Annotated in this window: 23 protein-coding genes; 18 read left to right on the plus strand and 5 right to left on the minus strand. The window is 55.6% G+C overall.

The window, feature by feature from the left end; translation table 11 throughout:
- Nucleotides 1–101: 101 nt before the first annotated feature.
- From AB4Y96_RS05285 to AB4Y96_RS05300, 4 genes are all read left to right on the plus strand, one after another.
- Nucleotides 102–1262 carry an FUSC family protein gene (locus tag AB4Y96_RS05285; protein ID WP_441916150.1) on the plus strand — a complete coding sequence of 387 codons (1161 nt, stop codon included), beginning with the start codon at nt 102–104 and terminating at the stop codon, nt 1260–1262.
- Between the two features lie 208 nt (nt 1263–1470).
- Nucleotides 1471–2370, plus strand: coding sequence for a substrate-binding domain-containing protein (locus AB4Y96_RS05290; protein WP_441916151.1), 900 nt, complete (start codon nt 1471–1473; stop codon nt 2368–2370).
- A 92-nt stretch (nt 2371–2462) separates the two neighbouring features.
- Entirely contained in the window at nt 2463–3977 is a 1515-nt protein-coding gene (locus AB4Y96_RS05295; RefSeq protein WP_441916152.1) for a sugar ABC transporter ATP-binding protein, read from the plus strand.
- Nucleotides 3974–4942 (plus strand): ABC transporter permease, encoded by a 969-nt coding sequence (locus tag AB4Y96_RS05300; RefSeq protein ID WP_112526249.1) that lies wholly within the window; start codon nt 3974–3976, stop codon nt 4940–4942. The genes AB4Y96_RS05295 and AB4Y96_RS05300 overlap by 4 nt, the downstream gene beginning before the upstream one ends.
- Here the strand turns inward: AB4Y96_RS05300 and AB4Y96_RS05305 are convergent.
- Complete coding sequence (locus AB4Y96_RS05305; RefSeq protein WP_441916153.1) at nt 4939–5718, minus strand: helix-turn-helix domain-containing protein; 780 nt, start codon at nt 5716–5718, stop codon at nt 4939–4941. The genes AB4Y96_RS05300 and AB4Y96_RS05305 overlap by 4 nt on opposite strands.
- A 179-nt stretch (nt 5719–5897) precedes the next feature.
- Between AB4Y96_RS05305 and AB4Y96_RS05310 the strand changes: the two genes are divergently transcribed.
- Together AB4Y96_RS05310 and AB4Y96_RS05315 are read left to right on the plus strand one after the other, a co-directional pair.
- Complete coding sequence (locus AB4Y96_RS05310; RefSeq protein WP_441916154.1) at nt 5898–8156, plus strand: marine proteobacterial sortase target protein; 2259 nt, start codon at nt 5898–5900, stop codon at nt 8154–8156.
- Nucleotides 8153–8773 carry a class GN sortase gene (locus AB4Y96_RS05315; protein WP_441916155.1) on the plus strand — a complete coding sequence of 207 codons (621 nt, stop codon included), beginning with the start codon at nt 8153–8155 and terminating at the stop codon, nt 8771–8773. The genes AB4Y96_RS05310 and AB4Y96_RS05315 overlap by 4 nt, the downstream gene beginning before the upstream one ends.
- Here AB4Y96_RS05315 and AB4Y96_RS05320 read toward each other — a convergent pair whose 3' ends face one another.
- Both AB4Y96_RS05320 and AB4Y96_RS05325 read right to left on the minus strand, forming a co-directional pair.
- Nucleotides 8774–10381, minus strand: a complete 1608-nt coding sequence (locus AB4Y96_RS05320; protein WP_441916156.1) for an acyl-CoA synthetase — start codon at nt 10379–10381, stop codon at nt 8774–8776.
- Nucleotides 10378–11256 carry an IclR family transcriptional regulator gene (locus AB4Y96_RS05325; RefSeq protein ID WP_441916157.1) on the minus strand — a complete coding sequence of 293 codons (879 nt, stop codon included), beginning with the start codon at nt 11254–11256 and terminating at the stop codon, nt 10378–10380. Before AB4Y96_RS05325 ends, AB4Y96_RS05320 begins: the two co-directional genes overlap by 4 nt.
- Before the next feature lie 213 nt (nt 11257–11469).
- On the opposite strand from AB4Y96_RS05325, the gene AB4Y96_RS05330 reads away from it, so the two are divergent.
- The 5 genes from AB4Y96_RS05330 to AB4Y96_RS05350 are packed head-to-tail and all read left to right on the plus strand — an operon-like array spanning nt 11470 to nt 16856.
- A complete protein-coding gene (locus AB4Y96_RS05330; RefSeq protein ID WP_441916158.1) occupies nt 11470–12486 on the plus strand; it encodes a TRAP transporter substrate-binding protein in 1017 nt (338 codons plus the stop codon).
- A gap of 11 nt (nt 12487–12497) precedes the next feature.
- On the plus strand, nt 12498–14399 hold the full coding sequence (locus AB4Y96_RS05335) for a TRAP transporter large permease (protein ID WP_441916159.1): 1902 nt from the start codon (nt 12498–12500) through the stop codon (nt 14397–14399).
- Nucleotides 14399–15202: an SDR family NAD(P)-dependent oxidoreductase gene (locus tag AB4Y96_RS05340; protein ID WP_441916160.1), complete on the plus strand. Its 804-nt coding sequence runs from the start codon at nt 14399–14401 to the stop codon at nt 15200–15202. Before AB4Y96_RS05335 ends, AB4Y96_RS05340 begins: the two co-directional genes overlap by 1 nt.
- Nucleotides 15195–16052 carry a PCC domain-containing protein gene (locus AB4Y96_RS05345; protein WP_441916161.1) on the plus strand — a complete coding sequence of 286 codons (858 nt, stop codon included), beginning with the start codon at nt 15195–15197 and terminating at the stop codon, nt 16050–16052. The genes AB4Y96_RS05340 and AB4Y96_RS05345 overlap by 8 nt, the downstream gene beginning before the upstream one ends.
- 36 nt (nt 16053–16088) lie before the next feature.
- Nucleotides 16089–16856 carry an SDR family NAD(P)-dependent oxidoreductase gene (locus tag AB4Y96_RS05350; protein WP_441916162.1) on the plus strand — a complete coding sequence of 256 codons (768 nt, stop codon included), beginning with the start codon at nt 16089–16091 and terminating at the stop codon, nt 16854–16856.
- Here AB4Y96_RS05350 and AB4Y96_RS05355 read toward each other — a convergent pair.
- Complete coding sequence (locus tag AB4Y96_RS05355; protein WP_441916163.1) at nt 16846–17922, minus strand: LacI family transcriptional regulator; 1077 nt, start codon at nt 17920–17922, stop codon at nt 16846–16848. The two genes, AB4Y96_RS05350 and AB4Y96_RS05355, sit on opposite strands and share 11 nt — an antisense overlap.
- A gap of 349 nt (nt 17923–18271) precedes the next feature.
- On the opposite strand from AB4Y96_RS05355, the gene AB4Y96_RS05360 reads away from it, so the two are divergent.
- The 6 genes from AB4Y96_RS05360 to AB4Y96_RS05385 all read left to right on the plus strand — a co-directional run bounded on the left by AB4Y96_RS05360 (nt 18272) and on the right by AB4Y96_RS05385 (nt 24462).
- Nucleotides 18272–19516: an ABC transporter substrate-binding protein gene (locus AB4Y96_RS05360; RefSeq protein ID WP_091882621.1), complete on the plus strand. Its 1245-nt coding sequence runs from the start codon at nt 18272–18274 to the stop codon at nt 19514–19516.
- Nucleotides 19517–19590: 74 nt separating this feature from the next.
- A complete protein-coding gene (locus AB4Y96_RS05365; RefSeq protein WP_091882623.1) occupies nt 19591–20484 on the plus strand; it encodes a carbohydrate ABC transporter permease in 894 nt (297 codons plus the stop codon).
- The gene (locus tag AB4Y96_RS05370; protein ID WP_441916164.1) at nt 20481–21383 is read left to right on the plus strand and encodes a carbohydrate ABC transporter permease; all 903 of its coding nucleotides are present in this window, start codon (nt 20481–20483) and stop codon (nt 21381–21383) included. Before AB4Y96_RS05365 ends, AB4Y96_RS05370 begins: the two co-directional genes overlap by 4 nt.
- Before the next feature lie 48 nt (nt 21384–21431).
- Nucleotides 21432–22532 carry an ABC transporter ATP-binding protein gene (locus AB4Y96_RS05375; protein ID WP_441916165.1) on the plus strand — a complete coding sequence of 367 codons (1101 nt, stop codon included), beginning with the start codon at nt 21432–21434 and terminating at the stop codon, nt 22530–22532.
- A gap of 29 nt (nt 22533–22561) precedes the next feature.
- A complete protein-coding gene (locus tag AB4Y96_RS05380; RefSeq protein WP_441916166.1) occupies nt 22562–23308 on the plus strand; it encodes a sugar phosphate isomerase/epimerase family protein in 747 nt (248 codons plus the stop codon).
- Nucleotides 23309–23322: 14 nt separating this feature from the next.
- Complete coding sequence (locus tag AB4Y96_RS05385; RefSeq protein WP_441916255.1) at nt 23323–24462, plus strand: Gfo/Idh/MocA family protein; 1140 nt, start codon at nt 23323–23325, stop codon at nt 24460–24462.
- 57 nt (nt 24463–24519) lie between these two features.
- On the opposite strand, the gene soxR is transcribed toward AB4Y96_RS05385, so the two are convergent.
- Nucleotides 24520–24990 carry a redox-sensitive transcriptional activator SoxR gene (gene soxR / locus AB4Y96_RS05390; protein ID WP_091882636.1) on the minus strand — a complete coding sequence of 157 codons (471 nt, stop codon included), beginning with the start codon at nt 24988–24990 and terminating at the stop codon, nt 24520–24522.
- A 224-nt stretch (nt 24991–25214) separates the two neighbouring features.
- Here soxR and ggt point away from each other — a divergent pair, with 224 nt between their 5' ends.
- Nucleotides 25215–26885, plus strand: a complete 1671-nt coding sequence (gene ggt, locus AB4Y96_RS05395; protein ID WP_441916256.1) for a gamma-glutamyltransferase — start codon at nt 25215–25217, stop codon at nt 26883–26885.
- Nucleotides 26886–26900 lie beyond the last annotated feature (15 nt).

Genomic DNA, 26900 nt, shown 5'->3' on the forward strand with positions numbered 1-26900 from the left:
CGGAGTGAACGTATCGACACCCGTATGCAAGACCTTTAGAACAGCGGAAAGAAAATGGTTCCATCTGCACAAACCAATCCACATTCTGTTAGAAGCAAACAATGAACTATGTCAGGCAAGCCATAGCCAGCCTTTCCATTTTCGCGACGACAAGCGTACGGGAACTCCGGTCACTGGCAAAGCCCGGACCAAGAATGGTCGATGAATTCGAATGCGTTGTATCCGTTCTCCTCGCCATCATCTTCGCGCATATTCTTGGCGCACAGAATGTCGGCTGGGCTGCCTTCAGCGGTTACATGGTCATGCGGTCCCATGTATCGGAAAGTCTCACCCGAGGGATTTTGCGCATCATCGGAACGTCAGCAGGCGCAGGCGCGGCTCTGGGTTTGGCGCCTTTGGTTATCGGCAATCCATTACTTTTAAGCCTATCCCTTGTCATTTTTGGTGGGGTTACACTCTACTTCGCACTTGTTGGAAAACGCAGCTACGCCTGGCTGTTTACAGGACTGACATTCTGCATGGTACTGATCGATGGCATGAAGCACCCATCAGGGTCAGTTTTACCCTTTGCCCAATCGCGTCTTGTTGAAATCCTTGCGGGAACCCTGGCCTGCATTCTAGTCAGTGCTGTCTCGACCTTCACAATCAGGCGCAGATTGCCGCGACAATCAAAGGAAACGCCCGTTCAAGCGGCCATAAGACACTCCGTCGTCTGGCATAAGGGCGCAGCAAAGCATTCGGTACAGGCGGCAATCGCTCTCGGGCTCATTCCATGGATATGGGTATGGACCGGCATCACTTCACTGAGCCAGTCGAGCATCACAATCATGGCCGTGATGATGATCCCCGTGACCAGCCTATCAACCAGTGTGCTGAACCCGATCACATCGCGGCTGATCCTGCGCTTCGTCGGTTGCAGCGTGGGTGGGTTGATCGCCACCGCAATTCTGCTGAGCAGTCATCAGTCGCCCATTCTCATGACAATGGGTGTCTGTATCGGTGTTCTTGTCGGACGGCATATCGAAAACAGCAACTCGTCGATCAGCTATATCGGCACGCAATTTGTTCTGGCTTTTCTTGTTGTGCTTGTGCCTGATACCTATACCAATGCGGCGCTTGAACCCGGCATGGAGCGCCTTGCTGGCATCCTGTTTGGTGTGGTTATTCTCGAGCCGGTCCTGCTCATCTCCCACTATCTGTTTCGCGATCATCCACCCCGGAATGACGGCATCGAGATGAAGCAGCCATCATCAAACGAGTAAGCCACATCCTTGCGCAAAACTTTACGCGCGACAATTTTTATATTGACATAGCAATATAAATTGCACATCCATGCAGTGGACGAAGGTGGGAGGAGCATGGCCATCGCCAATGGACTTGAGCACGGCAAACAGGCTGTGCAGTGTCCGGCAATATTGCGCCAATGCCCAACCGCCGGATTTCTAGAAAACAACTGTTCTGGAGGGAACAATGATCCGCACCCATTTTACCAAACTGCTTCTTGCCGGCGCAGTAGCGCTCATGGCTACAGGTGCCTATGCCGAAGGCATCGGCGCTTCCCTGCTCACGCAGCAGCATCCATTCTACATCTCGCTTGCTTCCGCCATGACCGCAGAAGCCAAGGCGGAAAACGTGCCGCTTGAAATTGCGATTGCCAATCAGGATCTGAACAAGCAGCTCGCCGATGTGGAAGATTTCATCACCAAGGGCGTCAGTGTCATCATCATTTCGCCTGTAGATAGCACGGGCGTAAAATCCGCCATCACCAAAGCCCAGAAGGCAGGCATCAAGGTCATCACCGTGGATGTTCCCGCCAAGGGTGTTGAAGTGACTTCGCATGTCGGTACCGACAATTACACCGGCGGCGTCAAGGCGGGCGAGTTGATGGCCAAGCAGATCGGCGACAAGGGCAATGTTGCGGTTATCGACTACCCGACAGTGCAATCCGTCGTGGATCGCGTCGAAGGCTTCAAGAAGGCAATTGCTGCACATCCTGATATCAAGATCGTCTCCATCCAGACCGGCATTACCCGGCCGGAGGCACTAGCCGCTGCCCAGAACATTTTGCAGGCAAACCCGGATGTGGTCGGCATTTTCGGTTTTGGCGATGATGCGGCGCTGGCCGCTGCTTCTGCAGTCAAGTCGGCAAAGCTTCAGGAACAGGTCAAGGTCATCGGTTTTGACGGTATGGAAGAAGCCCGCAATGCGGTGAAGAACGACCCTGTTATGGTTGGCGTTATTGCGCAGTATCCGGACCAGATGGGCAAAGTCGCGGTCGAGACCGCGGGCAAGATCATCAAGGGCGAGACCGTTGAAGCCATGCAGCCAATCGTTCCTGGTGTCGTCACCAAGGCTGGCGAAGAAAAGTAACCTCGCAAAGGTCTCCACTCAATAATGCCACCCGCGCGAATACATCTTCGCGGGTGGCCGTATGGAAAGACCTCCGGTAGGGATTGTCGTTCATGATCGCTTCACCCAATGCCCCCGTGCTTGAAATCAAGGATGTTGCCAAGACTTTTGGTCCGGTGACAGCGCTCAAGCGCATGAACCTTTCCGTCCGGAGCGGACGTGTTCACACGCTGCTTGGTGAGAACGGCGCGGGCAAATCCACGCTGATGAAAATTCTTGTCGGTCTGTTCCAGCCGACCTCCGGATCGATCACCCTGCGCGGCAAACTCTATGCGCCGAAAAACCCTATCGAGGCGAAAGCACTGGGATTGAGCATCGTGTTTCAGGAACTCAGCCTCTGCCGCAATCTGTCAGTTGCCGAGAACATTCTGGCCACGCATGAGCCCAATAGTTTTGGCTTCATCAAAGAGCGCGATCTCAATGCGCAGGCGGCGCAGATTGTCAGTGAGCTTGGCTTGCCGGTCAATGTGAGGACCAAGGTGGGTGACCTTTCCATTGCCCAGCGTCAGCTCGTCGAAATTGCAAAGGGGCTTAGCCGTCCCGCCGATGTGGTCATCCTTGACGAACCGACATCCTCGCTGTCGGACAGCGAAGCGGAAATCCTTTTCACCATCATCGACCGGCTGAAGGCCAAGGGTACCGCGATCATCTATATCTCCCACCGCATGGAAGAAATCATGCGGATTTCTGATGATATTACAGTCATCCGCGATGGTTCCTTTGTGGCAACGACAGAAAAGCAGAACACCAGCATTGAAGGCCTGATCGCCCTGATGGTCGGACGCGAGATGAAGGATATCTATCCGCCACGTCTGGTCGAGCGTCCCTCGTCTGCAATCGTGCCTGTCCTTGCGGTTGAGAATCTCTCGGAAGCAGGCAGGTTTGAGAATGTTTCGCTCGATGTCCGCCCCGGCGAAGTCGTTGGACTGTTCGGTCTCATCGGCTCAGGCCGCTCTGATGTGATGAAGGCACTCTTCGGTTTCGGGCAACCAACCGGCACCATTCGCCTCAATGGTAATCCGGTGCATTTGCGCTCCCCGGCCGATGCGATCCGCCACGGAATTGCCTTCGTAACCGAAAACCGCAAGGAAGAAGGGCTCGTGCTGCAGCATAGTGTCGAGCGCAACATCAACATGGTTGCGCTGGGTCAACTCGCCGGACAGTTCGGTTTCACCCGCCCTGCCTGTGAACGCACTGCAGCGAAGACGGAAATCCTGCGACTTGCCATCAAGACCGCATCGATGGAAACGCCCGCCGGGTCGCTCAGCGGTGGCAATCAGCAGAAAATCGTCATCGCCAAATGGCTGCAGACCCGACCCAAAATACTGATCCTTGACGAGCCAACGCGTGGTGTCGATGTCGGTGCCAAGTTCGAGATTTACCGTATTATCCGCGAGCTTGCCGCCGCTGGCACCGCCATCCTGATGGTATCCTCAGAATTGCCCGAAGTGCTTGGCCTCAGCGACCGGCTCGTCATCATGCACAACAAGCGCGTGGCAAAAATGCTGGACGCGCAGGGCCTCAGCCCCGAAACCGTTATGACCTACGCAGCAGGAATACACCAATGACCAATTCTACCGAGACGAAGCAGGCGCTTCTGGCTTCCCCCCTCATCCGGCAATATGGTGGCATTGTCATCTCGCTGATCATCCTGTGTCTGGTCTTTTCAACGATCAGCCCGCGCTTCCTTGCCTTCAACAATTTCATGAACATAATGCAGCAAGTGGCTGTGATTGCTGTTGCTGCTTATGGCATGACCTATGTGATCCTGCTTGGCGATATTGACCTCTCAGTCGGCTCGATCATTGCCGTGGCGGGCATGGTCGCTGCGCAAGCCTTTTCCATGGGTTTTGGGTTTGTCCCAACAGTGTTCATAACGCTTGCAGCTGGTGCGATCATGGGCGGGCTTAACGGTGTTCTCTCGGCAAAACTCATGTTGCCTTCATTTATCGTTACGGTCGCCACGATGGGTATCTATCGCGGAGCCGTCAGCCTGCCGACCAATGGCGCACCGGCTTCCATCGACAACGAAACCTGGCTGGCGATTGGCAGCGAAAGCTGGCTTGGCTTGCCCATTATCATCTGGATCGTCATTGCGCTCTTCGCGATCAATCACATTGTCCTGTCCCGCACGATCTTCGGCCGCCGTGCCTATCTTGCTGGTGGCAATCGCGAGGCTGCAATCTATTCCGGCATTCGCGTTGACCGCTTGAAGATTATCATTTTCATGATCTCCGGCGTGATGGCAGCTATCAGCGGAATCCTGCTGTCGTCGCGGCTTTCCTCGGCACAAACCAATGCGGGCATGGGCTATGAGCTGGATGCGATTGCCGCTGTTGTGCTTGGCGGCACCAGTCTTGCAGGCGGTGTCGGCACAATGGTTGGGACCATCCTTGGCGCGCTGATTATCGGCGTTATCAACAACGGCATGAATATGCTGGCGGTTCCGTATTTCTACCAGCTCATCTTCAAGGGTATCGTTATTCTCTTTGCTGTCTGGCTCGATGTGCGCAGCAAGTCGATGCGCACTTAATCGACTGCAGCCGGTCCGGGCAGGAACACGGCAAAGGGTTCCTCCACCGTGCGCTTGAGATAGGCGAGATAAGATGCATAGCTGGCGTGATCAGGGGCGATACGCCCGAACTGTGCATCCGGTGCCGATCCCATCGGAATGAGCACAATTGGCGCTGAAACCGGTGTCAGTTGCGCACCGCGCCCGGCCTGCAATGTGGTAAGGATGCCATACATCTCCCCTGTGATGGACGGGCGCGAGATGATGATCAGGCGATGCTGACCCGATGTATTGGTCGCAAGGTAGATATGACCTGAAAGGTTTGGAATGGCCACTGTACCCTGCTGGGTAAAGGCAGCATCCAGCCGTTCCTTTTCGATGAAACGCAGGTTGGATGAGGCATCGTTCCAGCCAATTTCGGTGCAATAGGCAAAAATGGCTTTCGGATCACCGAATGAGGGGCGCAAAGTCAGATAGCGGCCCTCAATCCATCCGACGGCGGCGCGGGAGTAGGCACCAAAATCCTCGCTGGCGTGACCGTGGCTTGGCAGCGGTGGGTTATCATGACTGTCAGCCCCGCGCAGACGCATGCCAAGCGCCTCTTCAAGCCTGATCGTTGTTGCCAGCGTGAATGGACGGTGGCCTGACAGAGCCTTCTCCAGCGTGGAAAGGCTGATTTTCGCCTGATCGGCCAGATACTGCCGCGAAATCCGCCGGCGCGCCATTTCCTCGCGGATTTTCGTGGCGACCGTATCGTTCTGCCGGTCCGATAACTGGCTGTCTATATCCCCGGCCATGATGCCCCTGCTTTCCCAATCACGTACATTCCTTCACATATCCACACAAGTCCATCAGGAGCAAGACATGATGTGACGCAGCCGTGCGGAACATTCCCGAAGCTTACGCTGGCGCGGAAAAGGCCCATGTATGAAATGGGGAAAGCTTCCCGATGGGAGCACCAACAGGAGCTTTCCCGATGAAAATTGTAACCCACTCACCTTCCCCGCAACCCCTGCCAAGCTGGCTGCGCTACACTTGCCAGGCCGTCTGGCTCATCAACATTGTTGTCTTGCCGCTCGTGGCGCTTCTGGCTGTCTTCCTTGCCGGACCCGCCCGCGCCGAAACAGCCCAATCTCCCCTCATCACCATGGATGAGGTCAAATCCGGTACGCTGCTGCTAAAAAGCTCCGAAGCTGGCCGCTATATCGAGGCCCCGCGCGTTGCCACCGATGTTGATATCATCGTCAGCGGCCCGATCGTGCGCGCCCGCATCACCCAGATTTTTACTAACCCTTCCAATGGCTGGGTAGAGGCTGTTTATGCCTATCCCCTGCCGGAAGAAAGTGCCGTCCATGCCCTTAAAATGGTCATCGGCAAGCGCGTGATCATTGGCGATATCAAAGAGAAAAAGGAAGCCAAGGCAATTTACGAAACGGCTAAGGCCGCAGGCCAGAAAGCCAGCCTTGTTGAGCAGGAACGCCCCAACCTCTTCACCAACTCCGTTGCCAATATCGGTCCGCATGAGCAGGTTGTGGTTCAGATCGACTATCAGGAACCCGTCCGCCTCTCCGGCGATGAATTCTCCCTGCGTGTGCCGCTCGTTGTAGCACCCCGTTACAATCCCGCGCCGATAACACAAACAGCCAATCTTGCTGCGGATGGTTCCGGCTGGGGCACAACAGCTGATCCTGTTCCGGATCGTGACAAGATCACCCCGCCCGCGCTTGACCCCCGCATCAATGCACCAGTCAATCCGGTTACCATCAAAGTACGCTTGCAGGCCGGTTTTGCCTTGGGTGAAGTCAAAAGCCCCCACCATTCCATCAGGACCGAAACCGTTGACGCACAGACGCAAATCGTTGCGCTCACCGGCCAGAACCATGCGGATCGCGACTTTGAGCTGACCTGGAAGCCACAAAATTCCAAAGCCCCTGCTGTTGGCCTGTTTCGCGAAACCATAGGCAAGAACGACTATGCGCTTGCCTATGTTACACCGCCTGTTGTCGAGCAGAAGCAGGAAGAACGTCCGCGTGAGATTGTCTTTGTCATCGATAATTCAGGCTCGATGGGCGGCACATCCATGGATCAGGCCAAAGCCAGCCTTGATTATGCCTTGAGCCGTCTCAAACCAGCCGACCGGTTCAACGTCATCCGCTTTGACGACACCATGACCGCGCTGTTTCAAGATACAGTCACTGCCAACCGCGATAACGTCTCCACTGCCCGCGAATTTGTCGGCGACCTCGAAGCATCCGGCGGCACTGAAATGCTCGCACCGCTCGAAGCAGCTTTGAATGACAAACGCCCCAATGATCAGGCTTTTGTTCGCCAGATCGTATTCCTGACCGACGGCGCGATCGGCAATGAACAACAGTTGCTCGATACGATTGCTGCCAAGCTTGGCCGTTCGCGGGTCTTCATGGTCGGCATTGGCTCTGCACCCAACAACTACCTGATGAACCGCGCTGCCGAACTTGGCCGTGGCACGTTCACTTCCATCGGCTCGACCGATCAGGTGGATGAGCGTATGCGCAACCTGTTTGCCAAGCTGGAAAGCCCTGTGATCACCAACCTCGTTGCAACATTCTCTGCCGGCAATGCGGACGTAACGCCAGCCATCCTGCCGGACCTTTATCGTGGCGAGCCGCTGGTTATTGCGGCCAAGCTTGGTTCGTTGTCTGGTACGCTGACAATCAAGGGCATGATCGGCAAACAGCCATGGGAAGTTACCCTGCCAGTTGCCAAGGCTGCTGAAGGCGAAGGCCTATCGAAACTCTGGGCACGCCGCAAGATTTCCGATGCGGAAGTGGAAAGCACGCTCGGCAAAATCAGCCGCGAAGAAGCCGACAAGCGCATCCTCAAACTCGCCCTTGAAAACAGCCTCGTCTCGCGCCTGACCAGTCTGGTTGCCGTCGACAAGACCGTAACCCGGTCGCAGGATAAGCCGCTGACCCGCGCCGATGTTCCACTCAACCTGCCTGCAGGCTGGGATTTCGACAAGGTGTTTGGTGAACAGACCACACGCAAGGCCGGTCTTGAGAGCGACTCGAACATCCAGTTGGCCAAGCTGGTTCAAGGCAACAAGCCAGTGACCAAACAGGCACCTGCCGACGAACTCCCTCTGCCACAGACAGCAACAGATGCGGAACTGCGCATAATCGCTGGCCTGATGATGTTGCTGGCAAGCGCCGGACTGTTCTTCTTCACCCGCAAGACAACTGGGAAAGCATCATGAGTGCGACCGTAACAATCAATAATGGTTCAAAGCAGAAAGGCAGGGCGGTTATCCGCCCTGCTCTCCGGGCCGGAATGATTGCGATGGCTTTGTTTGGCCTTCTGTTGTTCAGCCAAGGGATATGGATTCATGCGAAAGCCATTCTGGCGCAGGTGCTTCTTGATCGCGCCTTCACCCAAAGCATCGAGACCGGTCAGCCCGTAAAGCCCTGGTCATGGGCCGATACATGGCCGGTTGCCCGTATTGAATTTCCACGTATTGGTGAGACGTCTATCGCTTTGCATGGCGCAAGCGGGCAGGCGCTGGCCTTTGGCCCCGGTCATGTGGATCGCAGTGCCGAGGCCGGTGAGAATGGCACAGCTGTTTATGCAGCACACCGCGACACGCATTTTGCCTTTCTGAAGAATGTCCAGATCGGAGATAAGATCAAGGTTACCCGGCGTGACGGCATAGCCTTCACCTATCAGGTTACGGAAACATCCGTTGTGCGCTGGGACCAGTCAGGCATTGATAGCAATGCCAACGGCAAGAATCTGGTTCTCGCCACCTGCTGGCCGTTCAATGCCACGACCTCGGGTCCAATGCGCTATCTGGTAAAAGCACAGATTGCGGAATGACTACCCATCCCACTCATTACGGCGGATCAACTCTTCCTTGATCAGCTTTTTCGCGATCTTGCCATAGGCGGATTTCGGCATCTCCGGCCAGAAGACAAAACGCTTCGGCAGTTTATAACGCGCCATCTTGCCATTGAGCCACGCCGTGATCGCGTCACCATCCGGGGCGCTGCCGGACCGGGCTACACATACGGCCAGTCCAACTTCGCCCCAAACCGGATCAGGAATACCGAGAACAGCGACTTCACTGATATCCGGGTGGGTCAGGATCTTCTCCTCAATCTCCCGCGGATAAACGTTGGAACCACCGGAGATATACATGTCCGACGCCCGGCCCGTGATGTAGACGAAACCGGGCTCATCCATATGGCCGAGATCACCGGTGCGGAACCAGCCATCGCGAAAGGCTTTCGCATTGGCTTCCGGATTGTCGTAGTAACCGGCAAACACCGCTGGACCGATAACGCAAATCTCGCCGGTTTCTCCGGGCTTGACCTCCTGCCCGGTCTCATCTTGAATCGCAATCTGCATACCTGTCCGCGCAAAGCCGCAGGTGCCGATGCGTGCATCGGGACCATCTTCTACGTTGTGATAGGTGGGTGGCAGGACGGTAATATTGCCTGTTACCTCGCCAAGACCAAAATACTGGACAATCACAGGACCTAATGTGTTCAAGGCATGAATCTGATCGGTCCGATACATGGGCGCTCCGGCATAGATCACGTAGCGCAACGATGAGTGGTCGCGCTCATGCACAGCAGGATGTTCCGTCAGCATTTTGAGGATTGTCGGCACGGTGAACATATTGCTCACCCCCCATCTCTCAACCAACCGCCACGCTTCGGCGATATCGAACTTTTCCGTCGGCAGCAGGATCGTTTTCGAACCGCGTGCGACCTGCGTCAGTTGATGGACGCCTGCGCCATGGGAAAGAGGGGCCACGACAAGCGAGGCATCTTTTTCCGTTGTGCCCGGCATGAGATCACACAAATGATTGGTGATGACGAACGCCATCTGGCCATGAGTCAGGACCGCAGCCTTGGGCCGTCCCGTCGTGCCTGAGGTGAAAAAGAACCAGCAGGGATCATCGTGATCAACCGCAGCAGTCGCAATTCTTTGACCGTCAAAGCGCGCAACAATGTTATCGTAATCCTCGCCGAAGTCCGCCTTGCCGATCGCAATCACAAAGCCAAGATCAGAGTTCATATTCCGGCTTGCGACCACATGCTCGGGGAAAAGATGACCGCAGATCATCCCCTTGGCACCGCTCGCCTTGGCAAGATAGGCCACCTCATCCGGCGTCTGGCGAAAATTTGTCGGCACCCATACCGCGCCCAGCTGGAAGCAGGCGAACATGGATTCAAACATCTGATTGCAATTCTGCGACTGGATCAGAATACGGTCGCCTTTGACCACGCCGAATTCGCTTTGCAGCGCCGCAGCCATCGCATCAACACGTCGCTGCAACGTCCCCCAGCTCCAGCACTTTTCGCCCCAGACGAATCCGATTTCCTCAGGCAGGCGGCGCGCGGTTTGCGCCAGAAAGCCCGACAGGTTCATCACGCGTTTTGACATGGCCGTAATCAGGACCGCATCCTTGCTGCTCATACCTTCATCCGTTCCGGTCTTCTGGATTTCATTGCTGGTGTTATCGGGCGTTTTGGCCGGTCGCTTAGCGGCTGCAAATGCGCCAGACGCGCCTCGATCTTTTTCGCTTCAATACGCATAAGCTCCGCCAGTTCCAGCTGACGTTCGGGCTGCATTCGACTGTCAATGGCCGCTATGCTCAGCGCACCGGCAGCTCTGCCATCAGGGAAACGGATCGCAAGGCCGATACCCCAGGAATTGGCAAGGATGCGCCCGGGGTTAAGCGCAAAACCCTGCTCCCGTGCCGTTGCGATATCTTCCCTGATCTGTCGTGGCGAAAGATTGGGATAATCAGCCAGAAGCACTGTCTCATTGGCCGCCAGAATAATATCGATCTCGTCATCGGGCATTGTGGCAAGAATAGCCAGAGAACCGCCGCCGACACCAAGAGGATGGCGATAACCCGCCTGTAGCGCATGGGTGCGGATCGGATAGGTCCCTTCCTCCCGATGCAGGCACACGGTATAGGTTTCGCGCTGGATGGATAGAAAGCTCGTGTCCTGCGTCTTGGCCGAAAGAATGCTCAAACTGTCGCGAGCGATCTGCAGCAATCCATACCGGCGGGTTGCCAGCGTGCCAAGCACATAGGCTTCCTGTCCAAGATAATATCGACGGGTTTGCACGTCCTGCTCAACCAGACCGGACCGGATGAGAGCCAGCAACAACCGGCGCGTCGTCGGTTTGTTCAGACCGCTCTGCTCGACAATCTCGCTCAGCGATCCACCCTGATCACCGAAATAGCTGACAAGGCTGAGGAGGCCCAGCGCCCTATCGACGCTTTGCGATCCGCTGAGACTGGCTGGTGCCGTGATCCGTTCCTCCATGCTTCCCCACATGTTTGTCGATCCATATTGTGGATCATTTTGTCGAACTATTGAACAATGACATAAAAAATATTGCAAGATGTCAGCATTTGTTTATGGTTTTATCCAGTTCAAAGAGGAATTGCATTCTACAATATGGACCTATGAGTTGAGCTGATGCAATGGAGGTTGCACCCGCTCAATGAGTTCCGCAAGAATGCATCACGCTGTTCGGGAGGAAATCACATGAATAATCTGTCACGCCGCAAGGTATTGATCGGCACTGCCGCAACGCTCGTTGCCAGCCCCTTCATCCTCAGGCGTCCGGCCGCTGCAGCCGAATTCTCTTATAAATATGCCAATAACCTGCCGGTTACGCATCCGATGAACCTGCGCGCGCAGGAAGCCGCTGATAAGATCAAGGAAGAAACCGGCGGACGCTTTGAGCTATCGATCTTCCCGTCGAGCCAACTCGGCTCGGACACGGACACGCTGAGCCAGCTTCGCTCCGGCGCGGTTGAATTCTTCACGCTATCAGGCCTGATCCTGTCCACACTGGTTCCAGCCGCTTCCATCAATGGTATTGGCTTCGCCTTCCCTGACAGCGCCACCGTCTGGAAAGCGATGGATGGCGAACTGGGCGCCCATGTGCGCAAGCAGATCGAGAAATCCAATCTCGTTGCCATGGAAAAAATCTGGGACAATGGCTTCCGTCACATCACATCGAGCACCAAGCCGATTGTAACGCCTGACGATCTGAAGAATTTCAAGATCCGCGTTCCGGTCAGCCCGCTCTGGACATCGATGTTCACGGCCTTCCAGGCTTCACCAGCCAGCATCAATTTCAATGAGGTCTATTCCTCGCTGCAGACCAAAGTTGTTGAGGGCCAGGAAAACCCGCTCGCGATCATCTCCACAGCGAAACTCTACGAAGTGCAAAAATATTGTTCACTGACGAGCCATATGTGGGATGGTTTCTGGTTCCTGTCGAACCGTCGTGCTTGGGAAGCATTGCCCGATGATATCAGGACTGTTGTTGCCAAACATATCAATGCTGCCGGTCTTGCCGAGCGCGATGATGTCGCAAAACTTACGGAAACCTTGCAGGCCGACCTGAAATCAAAAGGGCTTACATTCAATACACCCGATTCCGCTCCTTTCCGTGACGCCCTGCGCAAGGCGGGCTTCTATTCTGAATGGAAGGGCAAATATGGCGAAGAGGCCTGGGGCCTTCTGGAAAAAGTCGTCGGCCAGCTGGCATAGGGGCGAACCCGATGGCAGGGATCAGATTGACCGAAGGCGCCGTTGCGGCGGAAGGCGAAAGTATTCTTTCGCCGCCACCGCGCAATGACCACTCGATTGCCTCCAAACTCGACCGGCTGCTTGGCCATCTTGTCGAGTTTCCGGTGGCTATTCTCGTCGTTGCCGAAGTGGTCATTCTCTTCGCCGGTATCATCGCCCGTTATGTCGTGCACCAACCGCTGATCTGGTCGGATGAACTGGCTTCAATCCTGTTTCTCTGGCTCGCCATGCTTGGCGCCGTCGTCGCGTTCCGGCGCGGCGAACATATGCGCATGACGGCACTTGTCGGCATGATGAGCCCGCAGCGCCGAGCCTTTTTCGATGTTATTGCCATTGTCGGTGCGATGGCATTTCTGCTGCTGATTGTTTACCCCGCCTATGACTACGCCCATGAGGAAACCTACATCACCACCCCGGCACTGGAGATAACCAATGCGTGGCGCGCGGCAGCATTGCCTGTGGGTGCTGGCCTCATGATTATCTCGGCTCTGATCAAGCTCTTTCAGGTCTCGAACCTGCGCAATGTTGTGGCGGCAATTGCGCTTATAGGCGGTCTGACGCTGGCGTTTTGGCTGATTGGGCCCTTCTTCAAACCGCTCGGCAACATCAATCTGTTGATATTCTTTGTTGGCGTCGTTGCAGCGCTTGTGCTCAGCGGCGTTCCCATCGCCTTTTCCTTTGGCCTCGCCACGTTTGGTTATCTGGCATTGACGACAAATGTGCCGATGATCGTCGTTATCGGCCGCATGGATGAAGGCATGTCGCATCTCATTCTTTTGGCCGTGCCCCTGTTTGTGTTTCTGGGTGTGCTCATCGAAATGACCGGCATGGCACGCGCCATGGTGCAATTTCTGGCAAGCCTGCTCGGGCATGTGCGTGGCGGCCTCTCCTACGTGCTCATCGGCGCGATGTATCTGGTGTCAGGCATTTCAGGCGCTAAAGCTGCCGATATGGCCGCCGTTGCGCCCGTCCTCTTTCCCGAAATGAAAGCCCGCGGTGCGAAGCCCGGTGATCTGGTTGCGCTGCTCTCGGCCACCGGCGCGCAGACCGAGACTATACCGCCCAGCCTCGTGCTGATCACCATCGGCTCGGTGACAGGCGTTTCCATCGCGGCACTCTTCACGGGCGGCCTTTTGCCCGGCGTGGTTCTGGCTGTCATGCTGTGCTTCGTCGTCTGGCGGCGCTATCGCCACGAAGACCTGTCGCATGTGACCCGCGCGACGGGACGGCAAATCGGACGGGCATTTATCATTGCCCTGCCCGCCCTTGCATTGCCCTTCATCATCCGCGCTTCCGTGGTTGAAGGCGTGGCGACTGCCACTGAAGTATCAACCATTGGTATTGTCTATTCGGTGCTAGCGGGGCTTTTTATTTACAGGCAGTTTGACTGGGCGCGGTTGAAACCGATGCTCGTTGATACCGCCTCACTTTCCGGCGCAATCCTGCTCATCATCGGCGCCGCAACCGGAATGGCATGGGCACTGACGCAATCCGGTTTCTCGCGCGATCTTGCTGCCGCAATGACAGGCCTGCCCGGTGGGCCTATAACCTTCCTTGCAGTCTCGATTGTGGCCTTCATCATTCTTGGCAGTGTGCTTGAAGGCATTCCCGCCATTGTTCTGTTCGGACCATTGCTTTTCCCCATTGCCCGGCAGGTCGGCGTGCATGAGGTGCATTACGCCATGGTCGTCATTCTTTCGATGGGTATCGGTCTTTTCGCGCCGCCTTTTGGCGTCGGCTATTATGCCGCCTGCGCCATTGGCCGGGTCAACCCGGATGAGGGTATGCGACCCATATGGGGCTATCTTGCAGCTCTTATTCTCGGCATCATTCTTGTGGCTGCCGTTCCGTGGATTTCGATTGGCTTCCTGTAATGACTGAAAGACTGAAAGACAAAATCGCCATCGTTTTCGGGGCGGGCTCTTCCGGCCCCGGCTGGAGCAATGGCAAGGCCGCCGCTGTTGCCTATGCAAGGGAGGGCGCGACGGTCATATGCGTTGACCTGCAACAGGAAGCCGCCGAGGAAACAGCCGGGATTATCGTATCGGAAGGTTTTTCGGCTATTGCCATTAAATCGGATGTCATCAGCAGCACATCCGTCTCGCAAACAGTCGACGCCACGATCAAGCGCTACGGCCATATCGATATCCTGCACAACAATGTGGGCGTTGCTACATCAGGTGGACCGGAAGAACTCGATGACGAGAAATTCCGGATGTCGCTTGATATCAATGTCGGCTCGGTTTTCCGCACGGCCAAAGCTGTCTTGCCCCATATGAAGGCGCGAAAGTCGGGCGCGATTATCAACATCTCATCACTCGCGGCCATCCGTTGGACCGGTTATCCCTATTTTGCCTATTACGCCGCCAAAGGTGCGGTTAATCAGGCCACCGTGGCGCTTGCAATGCAATATGCACCACATGGCATCCGCGCCAATTGCATCATGCCGGGGATGATTGACACACCCCTGATCTACAAGCAGATATCAGGCAATTATCAATCCAATGAGGAAATGGTCGCAGCACGCAATCGCCTTGTACCATTGGGCCAGATGGGCAGTGCGTTTGATGTGGCCAATGCCGCAGTATTCCTTGCCTCCGACGAAGCGAAGTTCATAACCGGCGTTTGCCTCCCCGTGGATGGCGGCCAAAGCTGTTCGGCGGTGGTCGGTGCCTGAGCGTCGGTTACATCAACCCGGCCCGGCTGAGGTCGAACGGTTCGAGAGTTTTGCCGGGATTGGCCGCACGTTCAGCTTTGACCTGGAGCCGGGTCTCAGCATCAACGAGGCAATCACCAGACCGCTCGTTGCGGCCAATATGCGCGCCGCAGCACTCGTCATTGAAGGTGGTGCGTTCGCGCCTTTTCACTATCTTATGCCCGCACTGTCTACCGATAATCTTCATGCCGCATGGTATAGCGACACATTCTCTCCCGCTGGTGAAACGCGGCTGGAACGCGGCAACGTTACATTCGGCGAGCGGGACGGTGCTCCATTCATCCATTGCCATGCCACATGGATCGAACCGGATGGCAGACGCTGTGCCGGTCATATCCTGCCGCACGAAACAATCATCAGCCAGCCCATCCGCACCACCGTATGGGGTGTCGAAGAGATCAGGATGGTTTCCGAGCCGGATGCCGAAACAGCATTCACTATTTTTCATCCTGTGCCGTTCAAACAGCCATCGAGCATCGCCACTGGTCCGCGCACAATCATCGCCCGCGTCAGACCAAACGAAGACATTATTGACGCTGTGGAAGCGATCTGCCGCAAGCACGGCTTTGCGGGCGCACACTTTCGCGGCGGTGTCGGCAGCCTGATCGGTGCGCGGTATCTGGACGGTACCCGCGTTGACGATATTGCGACCGAAGTGTTCATCACCGGCGGTTTCATCTCGGCGGACTCCAGCGCAACCCGGTTGGAAATCACCATGGTCGATACCAGGGGCAGCATCACCAGCGGCACCCTCGTGCGCGGCGACAACCCTGTTTGCATCACCTTCGAACTTTGTCTGGAAGAGGCCTGACCATCCTCTTCCCTCATAACAGAGAGGACCAGCACCATGACGACATTCGATACTGACGAGCGGACAGCCCTTGTTACCGGCGGCGCATCGGGGATCGGTCTTGCCACGGTTCACGCTTTGGCAAGTGACGGCTGGAAGGTTGTTGTCGCTGATCGTGATGTCAAGGAAGCGGTGAAGGTCGAACTTAACCAAGCCTATCCGGGCCGCGTACGGTTCGCGCAACTTGATGTCACCGACGAACACGCCGTCGAAGCCTTGACAGCGGAAACAGAAGCGGAGTTCGGCCCCATCAGGGGCATAGTCTGCTCCGCAGGGATTGGCCGCGATACGCCATTCTTTGATACCACCGCAGACATGTTCCGCCAAATCTACGAGATCAATGTGGTCGGTACATTTCTGGTTGCCCAATCCGGTGCACGCATCATGGCCGCCAATGGTGGTGGCGCCGTGGTCAATCTTGCCTCGATCTCAGGCATGCGCGGCAATATAGGTCGATCAGCCTACGGTGCTTCGAAGGGTGCGATCATCAACCTGACAAAGGTGATGGCCGTTGAACTTGCTCCCTACAACATCCGCGTCAATGCGATTGCTCCCGGCCCTGTTGAAACACCCATGGCCGCCGCCCTCCACACGCCCGAAATTCGCGAGGGCTGGAGCCGGACAGTGCCACAGCGGCGCTACGGCCAGCCCGAAGAAATTGCCAGCACAATCGCCTTTCTTCTTGATGAGAACCGCTCAAGCTATGTGACGGGCCAGACGCTCGCCGTCGATGGTGGTTTCACCGCTGGTGGCCTTATCGGCTAGAAATCCCGATGCGCTCGCCCTGATCAGCTTCCGGATAGCTCAGGCTCTGCAACTGTGTCGGGTCGACACCCTCAATCCGGCGCAAGACGGCACGGGCAAGTTCACGCCCGGCATGCCGGATGTCTTCATTATAAACGATAACTTCAGGCCGGAACCATTGCAGGAAATTCGTCGTCTGTTTCGACACCAGATCAACGTCCCGGCCAAGCTTTAAGCCAGTTGCCTCGATACCGGCAACAACAGCGACTGCCAAACCACCCGTGCAACAGATGATACCATCCGGCGGATTGGGTTCACGCATGAATATTTCTGTCAGGTTGCGCACATCGGTGAGTGAGAGYGTGCCATTCCAGTGATCAAGCGGAACTGCTGTGGCGCCGCTTTCCTGCAGACCGCGCCTGAAGCCATCATCGAGGTGCCAATAATAGGTATGGGCGGGACTAGGCCCCGCAACCATAGCAATCCGGCGACGCCCCCGTTCCGCAAGGCTTTTCACTGCGGCATAGGCATAGGCCTCATTGTCGAAATCATGGAATGGATGTTCGATACCCATTCTCGTGCGACCATGGGTGGCGAACGGAAAGTTGTGATCCGTGAGGTAGCGAACACGCGGATCGGAAGGCTCGGTCTGCGACATGATAATTCCGTCAGCCGATCCGGTTTCGAAGATGTAACGGATGGGCTGCATCGGATCATTTTCAGGCGAATATGGCGTGACAATGAGATGATAAGGCGTTTCGGCCAGAATTTCCGAGATGCCGTAAACGAGGTTGGATGTCAGCCCCATGATCTCGCTCTGTGAATTGAGCACAAGGCTGATGACATTTGTCTTGCCTGTCCGCAAACGCACGCCCGCCCGGTTGGGCCGGTAGCCAATCTGCCTGGCAATCAGCTGCACGCGGTTTTTCGTCGCCTGCCCGATCTCCGGAGCGTCCTTGAGTGCGCGCGAGACGGTGGTCACACCGAGCCCGGYCATAAAAGCTATGGTTTTCAACGTTGGCCGCTCGCCTTCGCTGAGAGGCGCCGCCTTTTCCCCATCAAGAGGAATATGCCGTTTATCGTTCATGCCAGTTCAACCGATTGCAGGTGCTTCCCCCTGTATGGACACGCCGACGCATATCTTCAAGATAGACGTTATAATTTTCTGTAACGTTTCAGATTATATCGAAAAGCATTCCCCGACGGTGATGTTACAAGGATGGATTGGAGCGGTATCTCGATCATCAAAAACGGAAAACCCCAGCCGTCGTGTCTATGACTGCACATTATGAACGGCCTAATAACATGATATTATTGGGTAAAATACGTGCTCCACAACATTATATCGGCCATCGAAAAAAATCCTCCATCGGGAATTGCGTCGTTAAAAGTTTTCGACTACGCTACCTGTAACGTTTCAGATTTGGGAGGATACGATGCGTTACCGGACATCATTGGCCATTTTGGCTGCGTCAACATTGCTATGGACTGCTGGCTCTGCCAGCGCTGTGGACCTTGAAGTCACCCATTGGTGGACATCCGGCGGCGAAGCTGCTGCGGTCAAGGTCCTCGCCGATTCCTTTGACAAGCAGGGCGGTGATAAGTGGGTCGACGGCGCCATTGCTGGCAGCGGCTCAACAGCAACCCCTATCATCGTCAGCCGTATTCTTGGCGGCAACCCCATGGGTGCAACGCAGCTCAATACGGGACGTGATGCCGAAGACCTTGTGAAGGCCGGCATGATGACCGACCTCTCCGACCTCGCAGCCAAGGAAGGCTGGGCCGATTTTATCCGTCCCAAAAAACTGCTCGATGCATGCAAATATGAAGGCAAAATCTATTGCGTGCCTGTGAACATTCATTCGGCACAATGGATGTGGATCAATCCCAACGCTTTCAAGGACGCCGGTGTGGCAGTTCCTACGAATTGGAAAGAATTCGTCGCCGCAGCACCCACGCTGAAGGAAAAGGGCATCATCCCGCTCGCCACAGGCGAAGCCTGGCAGGTCAATACTATTTTCAATGTCATGATCCCTTCGCTTGGCGGCAAGGAACTGTTCCGCAAGGTTTATGAGCTCAAGGACCCCGAAGCAGCAGCGAGCCCGGAAATGAAGGCCGTATGGGACTCTTTCGCACAGGCACGCACCCTCGTTGACCCCGGATATGTCGGTCGATCATGGAATGAGGCAACCAATCTGGTCATCACCGGCAAGGCCGGAGCACAGGTCATGGGCGACTGGGCACAGGGAGAATTTGGCCTCGCCAAAAAGGTGGCAGGGACTGATTATGATTGCCTACCCGGACTTGGTGGCAATGCCATCCTCGATACGGGTGGCGATGCCTTCTATTTCCCAAAGAACCAGAACCCTGAGATAACCAAGGCACAGCTGAAGCTGGCAAGCCTTCTGCTTTCCAAAGAGACGCAAGTGGCGTTCAATCTTGCCAAAGGTTCTCTGCCGGTGCGCGGGGACGTTGATCTTGAGGCAGCCAATGCCTGCATGAAGAAGGGTATCGAAATTCTCAAAAGCCCCGAGAATATTCTGCCTTCGCTCAACCAGAATCTGACGGCGGACACCAAGGGGCAGATTGAGGATTTGACGAAGGAATTCTTCGCCGATCCCAACATGACTGTCGATGACGCGCAGGCGCGCTTCGTCGAAATCATCAAGCAAGCCCAGTAGCCCACTGACATCACCCTCGGGACCGCCGGTTGCACAGGCAATCGGCGGCCAACCGAGGATTGACGGAGAACACAATGAGTTCCACGGCGCGGCCCAACACGCTTTTCAAGAACCTCAATGCCAAGGTTGCGGCCCTGCCGATGATCGTGACAGTTCTCGTGGTTTTCATCGGATGCACATTGTGGACCGTTGTTTATTCCTTCACGGCATCGCGGGCATTGCCGGAACTGACATTTGTCGGGTTCGACCAATATGCCCGGCTTTTCAATACGCCCCGGTGGAACATATCCGCGCGAAACCTGGCAATCTTCGGTGTATGTCTATTGTGCTTTTCATCCGTCATCGGCTTCATTCTCGCTGCGCTGATGGATCAGAAAATCCGCTTTGAGAATACGTTCCGCACCATCTTCCTCTACCCCTATGCCCTGTCTTTTATCGTCACCGGGCTTATCTGGCAGTGGATACTCACACCGACCTTTGGCATTCAAAAAGTGGTTCGCGATCTCGGTTTTGAGAACTTCACCTTCTCAATCCTGAATGATCAGCGTTACGCCATCTATGCGATCGTCATTGCCGGTCTGTGGCATGGCACTGGCCTTGTCATGGCGCTGATGCTGGCGGGCCTGCGCAACATTGATGAGGAAATCTGGAAGGCCGCCCGGGTCGACGGCATTCCCACATGGAAGACCTACCTCTTCATCATCATCCCGATGATGCGACCGGTCTTCATCACCACAATCGTCCTGACTGCCGCAGGCATCGTCCGTGTTTACGATCTGGTTGTCGCCCTCACTGATGGTGGCCCCGGTAACGCCAGCGAAGTCCCGGCAAAATATGTCTACGAATTCATGTTCCGGCGCGCCAATCTCGGACAGGGCCTTGCCGCATCCACCATCATGCTGACCACCGTTCTCATCATTCTCATTCCGTGGGCCTTGATGGAATTCCGCGAGGGTAAACGCAAATGACCGTTGTAAGCCAGACGACAATCGAACCACGCGGTAAACGTCCGACACGGGTTTTTTCGCCTGCAACGATCATGATCTACGGCATTCTGTTTGTGGCTGCGATCTATTACCTGTTGCCACTCTACGTGATGATTGTGACATCGCTGAAAGGCATGCCGGAAATCCGCCTTGGCAATATCTTCTCGCCGCCTGTGGAGATAACCTTCCAGTCATGGAGCACCGCCTGGGACACGGCCTGCACAGGCCTGTACTGCGAAGGCCTGAAAGTCGGCTTCATGAATTCGGTGAAGATCACCATTCCCAGCGTGATCATCTCGATCCTCATCGCCTCGGTGAATGGCTATGCGCTGGCGAACTGGCGCTTCAAGGGATCGGAAGTTTTCTTCAGCATTCTTCTGTTTGGTGCGTTCATTCCCTATCAGGTGATGCTGTATCCGCTTGTGATCATCACGCGCGATCTTGGTATCTTTGGAACATTGCCGGGTATCATCGTCATCCATACCATTTTCGGCATGCCGATACTGACGCTGCTGTTCCGCAATTATTTCGCTTCGCTGCCGGTGGAACTGTTCAAGGCTGCCCGCGTCGATGGTGCAGGATTCTGGCGCATCTTTTTCCAGATCATGGTGCCGATGTCTGCGCCAATCTTCGTTGTCGCCATCATTCTACAGGTCACTGGCATCTGGAATGATTTCCTCTTCGGCGTCGTCTTCGCCGGCACCAAAAACGTGCCGATGACGGTGCAGCTCAACAACATTGTCAACTCGACGCAGGGCGTCAAGGAATACAACGTCAACATGGCAGCCACCATTCTCACCGGTCTGGTGCCGCTGCTCGTCTATTTCTTTTCAGGCAAATATTTCGTCAGGGGCATCGCCGCTGGCGCCGTCAAAGGATGATTGCGTATGCAAGGATTGTCACCATCAGCCACGAGGGAACGGATCAGTATGACCCAGCAAAGCCCCAGCGTTTCGATCAAGGATCTTTCGCTCAACTATGGTTCGGTGAGCGTGCTCAAAGAGCTGAATATCGACGTGGCCGATGGTGAATTCCTTGTACTGCTCGGGCCATCAGGCTGTGGCAAGTCGACCTTGCTGAACTGCATTGCCGGTCTGCTCGAAATTTCGGATGGACAGATCTTTATAAAAGACAAGAACGTCACATGGAAGGAACCAAAGGACCGCGGCATCGGCATGGTGTTCCAGTCCTATGCGCTCTATCCGCAGATGACAGTAGAAAGGAATCTCTCCTTTGGTCTGCGGGTTGCGGGCTTGCCAAAAGCCGAGATCGAAAAGCGCATCGCCAACGCCGCTGATATCCTGCAGATCGGCCCGCTTTTGCAGCGCAAACCCGGCGCGCTTTCCGGCGGCCAGCGCCAGCGCGTCGCTATTGGCCGCGCATTGGTGCGTGACGTCGACGTGTTTCTGTTTGATGAACCCCTGTCCAATCTCGACGCAAAACTTCGTTCCGAATTGCGTGTTGAAATCAAGCGGCTGCACCAGAAACTCGCCAATACGATGATCTACGTCACGCATGACCAGATTGAAGCTTTGACCCTTGCGGATCGCATCGCAGTCATGAAGGGCGGCCTGATCCAGCAACTGGACGAGCCGCTGACCATCTACAACAAGCCGCGCAATCTGTTCGTTGCCAGCTTCATCGGTTCACCCTCGATGAATTTCTTGAAGGGTGAGATTGCGGAGAAAGGTGGCAAGCCGTTTTTCCGTGTCGCCGATCTTGATGTGTCTCTGGATACTTATGGCGCGCAGGAACCCTTAAAGGCTGGTCGTTCGGTCATTTTCGGTTTCCGCCCGGAACATATTGCCCTCAGTGATCAACCGGGCCCGGCTGGCCGTTCCTGTCAGGCCACCGTTGATCTTGATGAACCCATGGGCGCCGATAGCCTTGTCTGGTTGAAAGTCGCTGGCAAAGCCGTCTCAGTCCGCGTGGATTCCGGTCGTCGCTACCAGAACGGCGAAACCGTGCAGCTGACCTTTGACCCCGCCCTCGCCTCCCTCTTCGACTCCCAGACCGAAGAGCGAATTTAGTCCTCCCAAAACCCTATGGAGTAATGACCGTGACTGATTTTTCCTACCAGCTCTACAGTTCCCGCAACTTTCCGCCGCTCGAAAAGATACTTCCGATCCTGCAAAAGAATGGCTATGCGCAGGTCGAAGGATATGGCGGTGTCTACACGGATGCGGCAGCAACGCGGGCGGCCCTCGACGCCCATGGACTTACCATGGCATCGGGCCATTTCAGCATCGATGTTCTGGAAAACGAGCCAAACAAGGTGCTCGATATAGCAGGTACACTTGGCCTGAAGGCCATCTATTGCCCGCATCTGGCTGTCGAGCACCGCCCATCGGATGCCTCGGGATGGTCGGATTTCGGCAAGCGGCTGGAGGCTGTCCATGCGACCTACAGCAAAGCCGGATATATTTTCGGCTGGCACAACCATGATTTCGAGTTCAAGGCGCTGGCCGATGGCTCAATTCCACAGAAACTCATCCTCGACGCGGCACCAAGCATTTCGTGGGAAGCGGATATCGCCTGGGTTATTCGCGGCGGTGCAGACCCGTTCCAGTGGATCAAGGATTACGGCTCCCGCATCAGCGCGGTTCATGTGAAGGACATTGCGCCCAAGGGTGAAAACACCAACGAAGATGGCTGGTCTGATGTCGGCTACGGCACCGTCGACTGGAAAGCATTGTTCGCAGCGCTGAAAGGCACACCAGTCCAGTTTTTTGTCATGGAACACGACAACCCGTCGGATGATGAGCGGTTTGCCCGCCGCTCCATCGCGACCGTCAAGGCATTTTGAAGAGAGACAGCATGATGGCTAAAACACTTGGTATCGGCATTATCGGTGCCGGCAATATTTCCGCCACTTACTTAAGGCTCGGCCCACTCTTCAAGGGCATCGAAATGCGGGCGGTGGCTGATCTAAACAAGAAGGCGGCAGAGGCACGCGCCAAGGAATTTGGCGTCGAGGCCCGCAGCATCGACAAGCTGCTGGCAAGCGATGACATCGACATCATCGTCAACTTGACTGTGCCGGACGCGCATTTCGACGTTTCGCAGCAGATCCTTTCGGCAGGCAAGCATCTCTATTCGGAAAAGCCGCTTACCCTGTCGCTCAAGGATGGCCTTGAGCTGCAGAAGCTCGCCAACAAGAAGGGCCTGAAGGCGGGCTGTGCGCCGGACACCTATCTCGGCGGTGCGCATCAGCTGGCACGCAAAGCCGTTGATGATGGTCAGATCGGCACAATCACATCTGGAACAGCCCATGTCATGAGCCATGGCATGGAGCACTGGCACCCAAACCCGGACTTCTTCTTCCGTCCGGGCGGCGGCCCGATCCTTGATCTTGGACCCTATTACATTGCCAATCTGGTCAATCTCATAGGGCCGGTAAAACGGGTTGCTGCGCTGACTTCGATGGCGACACCGACGCGGACCATTTCCAGTGAACCGCGCAAAGGTGAAACCATTGCGGTGACAACGCCGACTACTATTCAGGCTCTGCTCGAATTCGAAAGCGGCGCTTCGATCACGCTTTCGGCAAGCTGGGATGTCTGGGCTCATCATCATCCCAATATGGAGCTCTATGGAACGGATGGCTCGCTGTTCCTGCCCGATCCGAACTTCTTTGGCGGCGATGTCAAACTGGCAAAGCCGGGCAAAAAGGCAAAATCCCTGAAAAGCTGGGCGCATCCTTTTGGCATTCCGAACCAAAAACACTCGGTTGGCATGATGGCCAATTACCGCACGGCCGGTCTCGCGGATATGGCTGCAGCCATACTGGAGGGTCGTGACATTCGCTGCTCCATCGACCGGGCGCTGCACGGTGTTGATGTGATGGTTTCAATCCTGCGCTCCGGCGAGGAAAAGAAGTTCATCGATATCAAGAGCAGTTGTACGCGGCCAGAAGCGCTTGGGATCAAGGAAGCCAAATCCTTGCTCAGGAAGAAATAGCCTCCCAAGGCTGTTCACCCCCTCTGCCCGGCGCGGCAGAGGGGCTTGGCTCGAATTTCAATCCGCATCCGCCACGGGGTCGAGCAATCTCGGTCCCGGCCCCTGCTCTGACAATTCATCCCACGGATTACGCAGTGGACAGTCCTGCATCGACAGGCAGCCACAACCAATACAGGTGTTCAACTGGTCACGCAGGCCGATCAGTTTATTGATCCGGTCATCCAGATCCTCTTTCCAGCCAGCCGAAAGCCGTCGCCAATCCGCGGCAGTGGGCGTGCGCCCTTGCGGTAGTGTCGACAAGGCTTCTGCTATGGATGCCAGCGGTATGCCCGTTCGCTGCGCCACCTTAATAATAGCAACCCGGCGCAAGACCTCACGCGAATAGCGGCGCTGATTGCCGCGATTGCGTTCGCTTTGGATTAACCCCTTGTTTTCATAGAAATGCAGTGTCGAAACCGCAACCCCGCTGCGCGCAGCTACCTCGCCGACCGTCAGCTGTCTGTGTCGCTCACTCGGTTTGATTGTCATGGCTCCCACCTTAACCTCAATATTACTTCAGGTTCATAGCGAACTGCGCGAACATTGTAAATTTGCGGGACATGTCGCATTTCTGGCTGGACATGCAGCGTCAGACCGGTTCCTCTAGCGATTCATAAATTGCCAGTAGGAGGAAGAGTATGAAGACCCGTTTCACAACGGTGGTTTCTTTCACCGTTTCGCTCGCCCTGAGCACCATCTCACCCAGTATTGTCATGGCAGCCTCGCCCGAACCGGCAAAAGCTGAGCATGGAATGGTTGTCACGGCCCAGCACCTTGCCACCCAGGCTGGTGTGGACGTTCTGAAGAATGGCGGCAACGCAGTCGATGCCGCCGTGGCTGTTGGCTATGCCCTTGCGGTTGTCTATCCAACAGCCGGCAATGTCGGCGGCGGTGGCTTCATGACCATCCGCCTCAAGGACGGCAAGACCACCTTCCTTGATTTCCGCGAGCGGGCACCGCTCGCATCCACCAAGACAATGTATCTCGACGACAAGGGCAATATCGTCAAAGGTTTGAGCACGGATGGCTATCTCGCCGTTGGCGTACCCGGCTCTGTTGCCGGGTTTGAGCTGGCCCGAACAGAATATGGAACGAAATCACGCGAAGAACTGATAGGCCCCGCCATTCGTCTGGCGCGGGATGGCTTCGAACTCGTTCAAGGCGATATCAATTCATTGAAATCTGGCAATAAGAAGCTGGCCAAGGACCCTGCTGCTGCCGCAATCTTCCTCAAACCCGATGGCAAGCCCTATGCGGTCGGTGAAACGCTCGTCCAGACCGATCTCGCCGCTACACTTTCCGGTATCTCCGACAAGGGGCCGGATTCATTCTACAAGGGCGCGACGGCGGATGCCATTGCCAAAGCCAGTCAGGACAAGGGCGGTATCCTCACCAAACAGGATTTCGAGCAATATTCGGTCCGCGAACTGGAGCCGGTGAAGTGCAACTACCGCGGTTATGACATCGTCTCCTCGCCCCCACCCAGTTCCGGCGGCGTGATCATCTGTGAAATCCTCAATGTACTGGAAGGCTATCCGCTTTCCTATCTTGGTTATGGATCAGCCGAAACGGTGCATGCCATGGTTGAAGCCATGCGCTATGCCTATGTCGATCGCAACTCAGCCCTTGGCGATCCGGACTTCGTCAACAATCCGGTCACGAAATTGCTCGACAAGGCCTATGCCAAGGAAATCCGTGACAAGATCAGCCCGTTCAAGGCTGGGGTTTCGAAAGACCTGATGCCCAAGGGCCTCGGCGAAAGCCACGAAACCACCCACTATTCCATCATCGACAATGATGGCAATGCGGTTGCTGTKACCTATACGCTCAACGGCTCATTTGGCGCTGGTGTTGTGGCTGCAGGTACGGGTGTTCTTCTCAACAACGAGATGGATGATTTCACCTCAAAGCCCGGCGTTCCCAATCTCTACGGTCTTGTCCAAGGTGAAGCCAATGCCATTGCGCCCAAGAAGACGCCGCTTTCTTCGATGAGCCCGACGATCATTTCCAAGGACGGCAAGCCATTCATGGTCATCGGCAGCCCCGGCGGCTCGCGCATTATTACCATCACGCTGGAAGCGATCCTCAATGTGATCGATCATGGCATGAACATTCAGGAAGCCATTGATGCACCACGCGTTCATCATCAGTGGCTGCCAGACAAAGTCTATATGGAACCCTATGCGCTATCAGCCGATACGCAGAAGGTTTTGACTGAGATGGGACACGACGTGCAGATCGACAAGGATTGGTCGATCTGGGGTCAGGCCGCAGGCATACTCGTTGGCGGCGAAAGTCTTTCCGAGATCGCTAAGGGCGACGGCTCCCGTTACAACGGTGCCATCGACAGCCGCGCCAGCTCAGGCGAGGCAAAAGGCTACTAAAATAATTGAAGAGGC

The sequence above is a fragment of the Phyllobacterium sp. TAF24 genome (assembly GCF_052113785.1).
Taxonomy (GTDB): domain Bacteria; phylum Pseudomonadota; class Alphaproteobacteria; order Rhizobiales; family Rhizobiaceae; genus Phyllobacterium.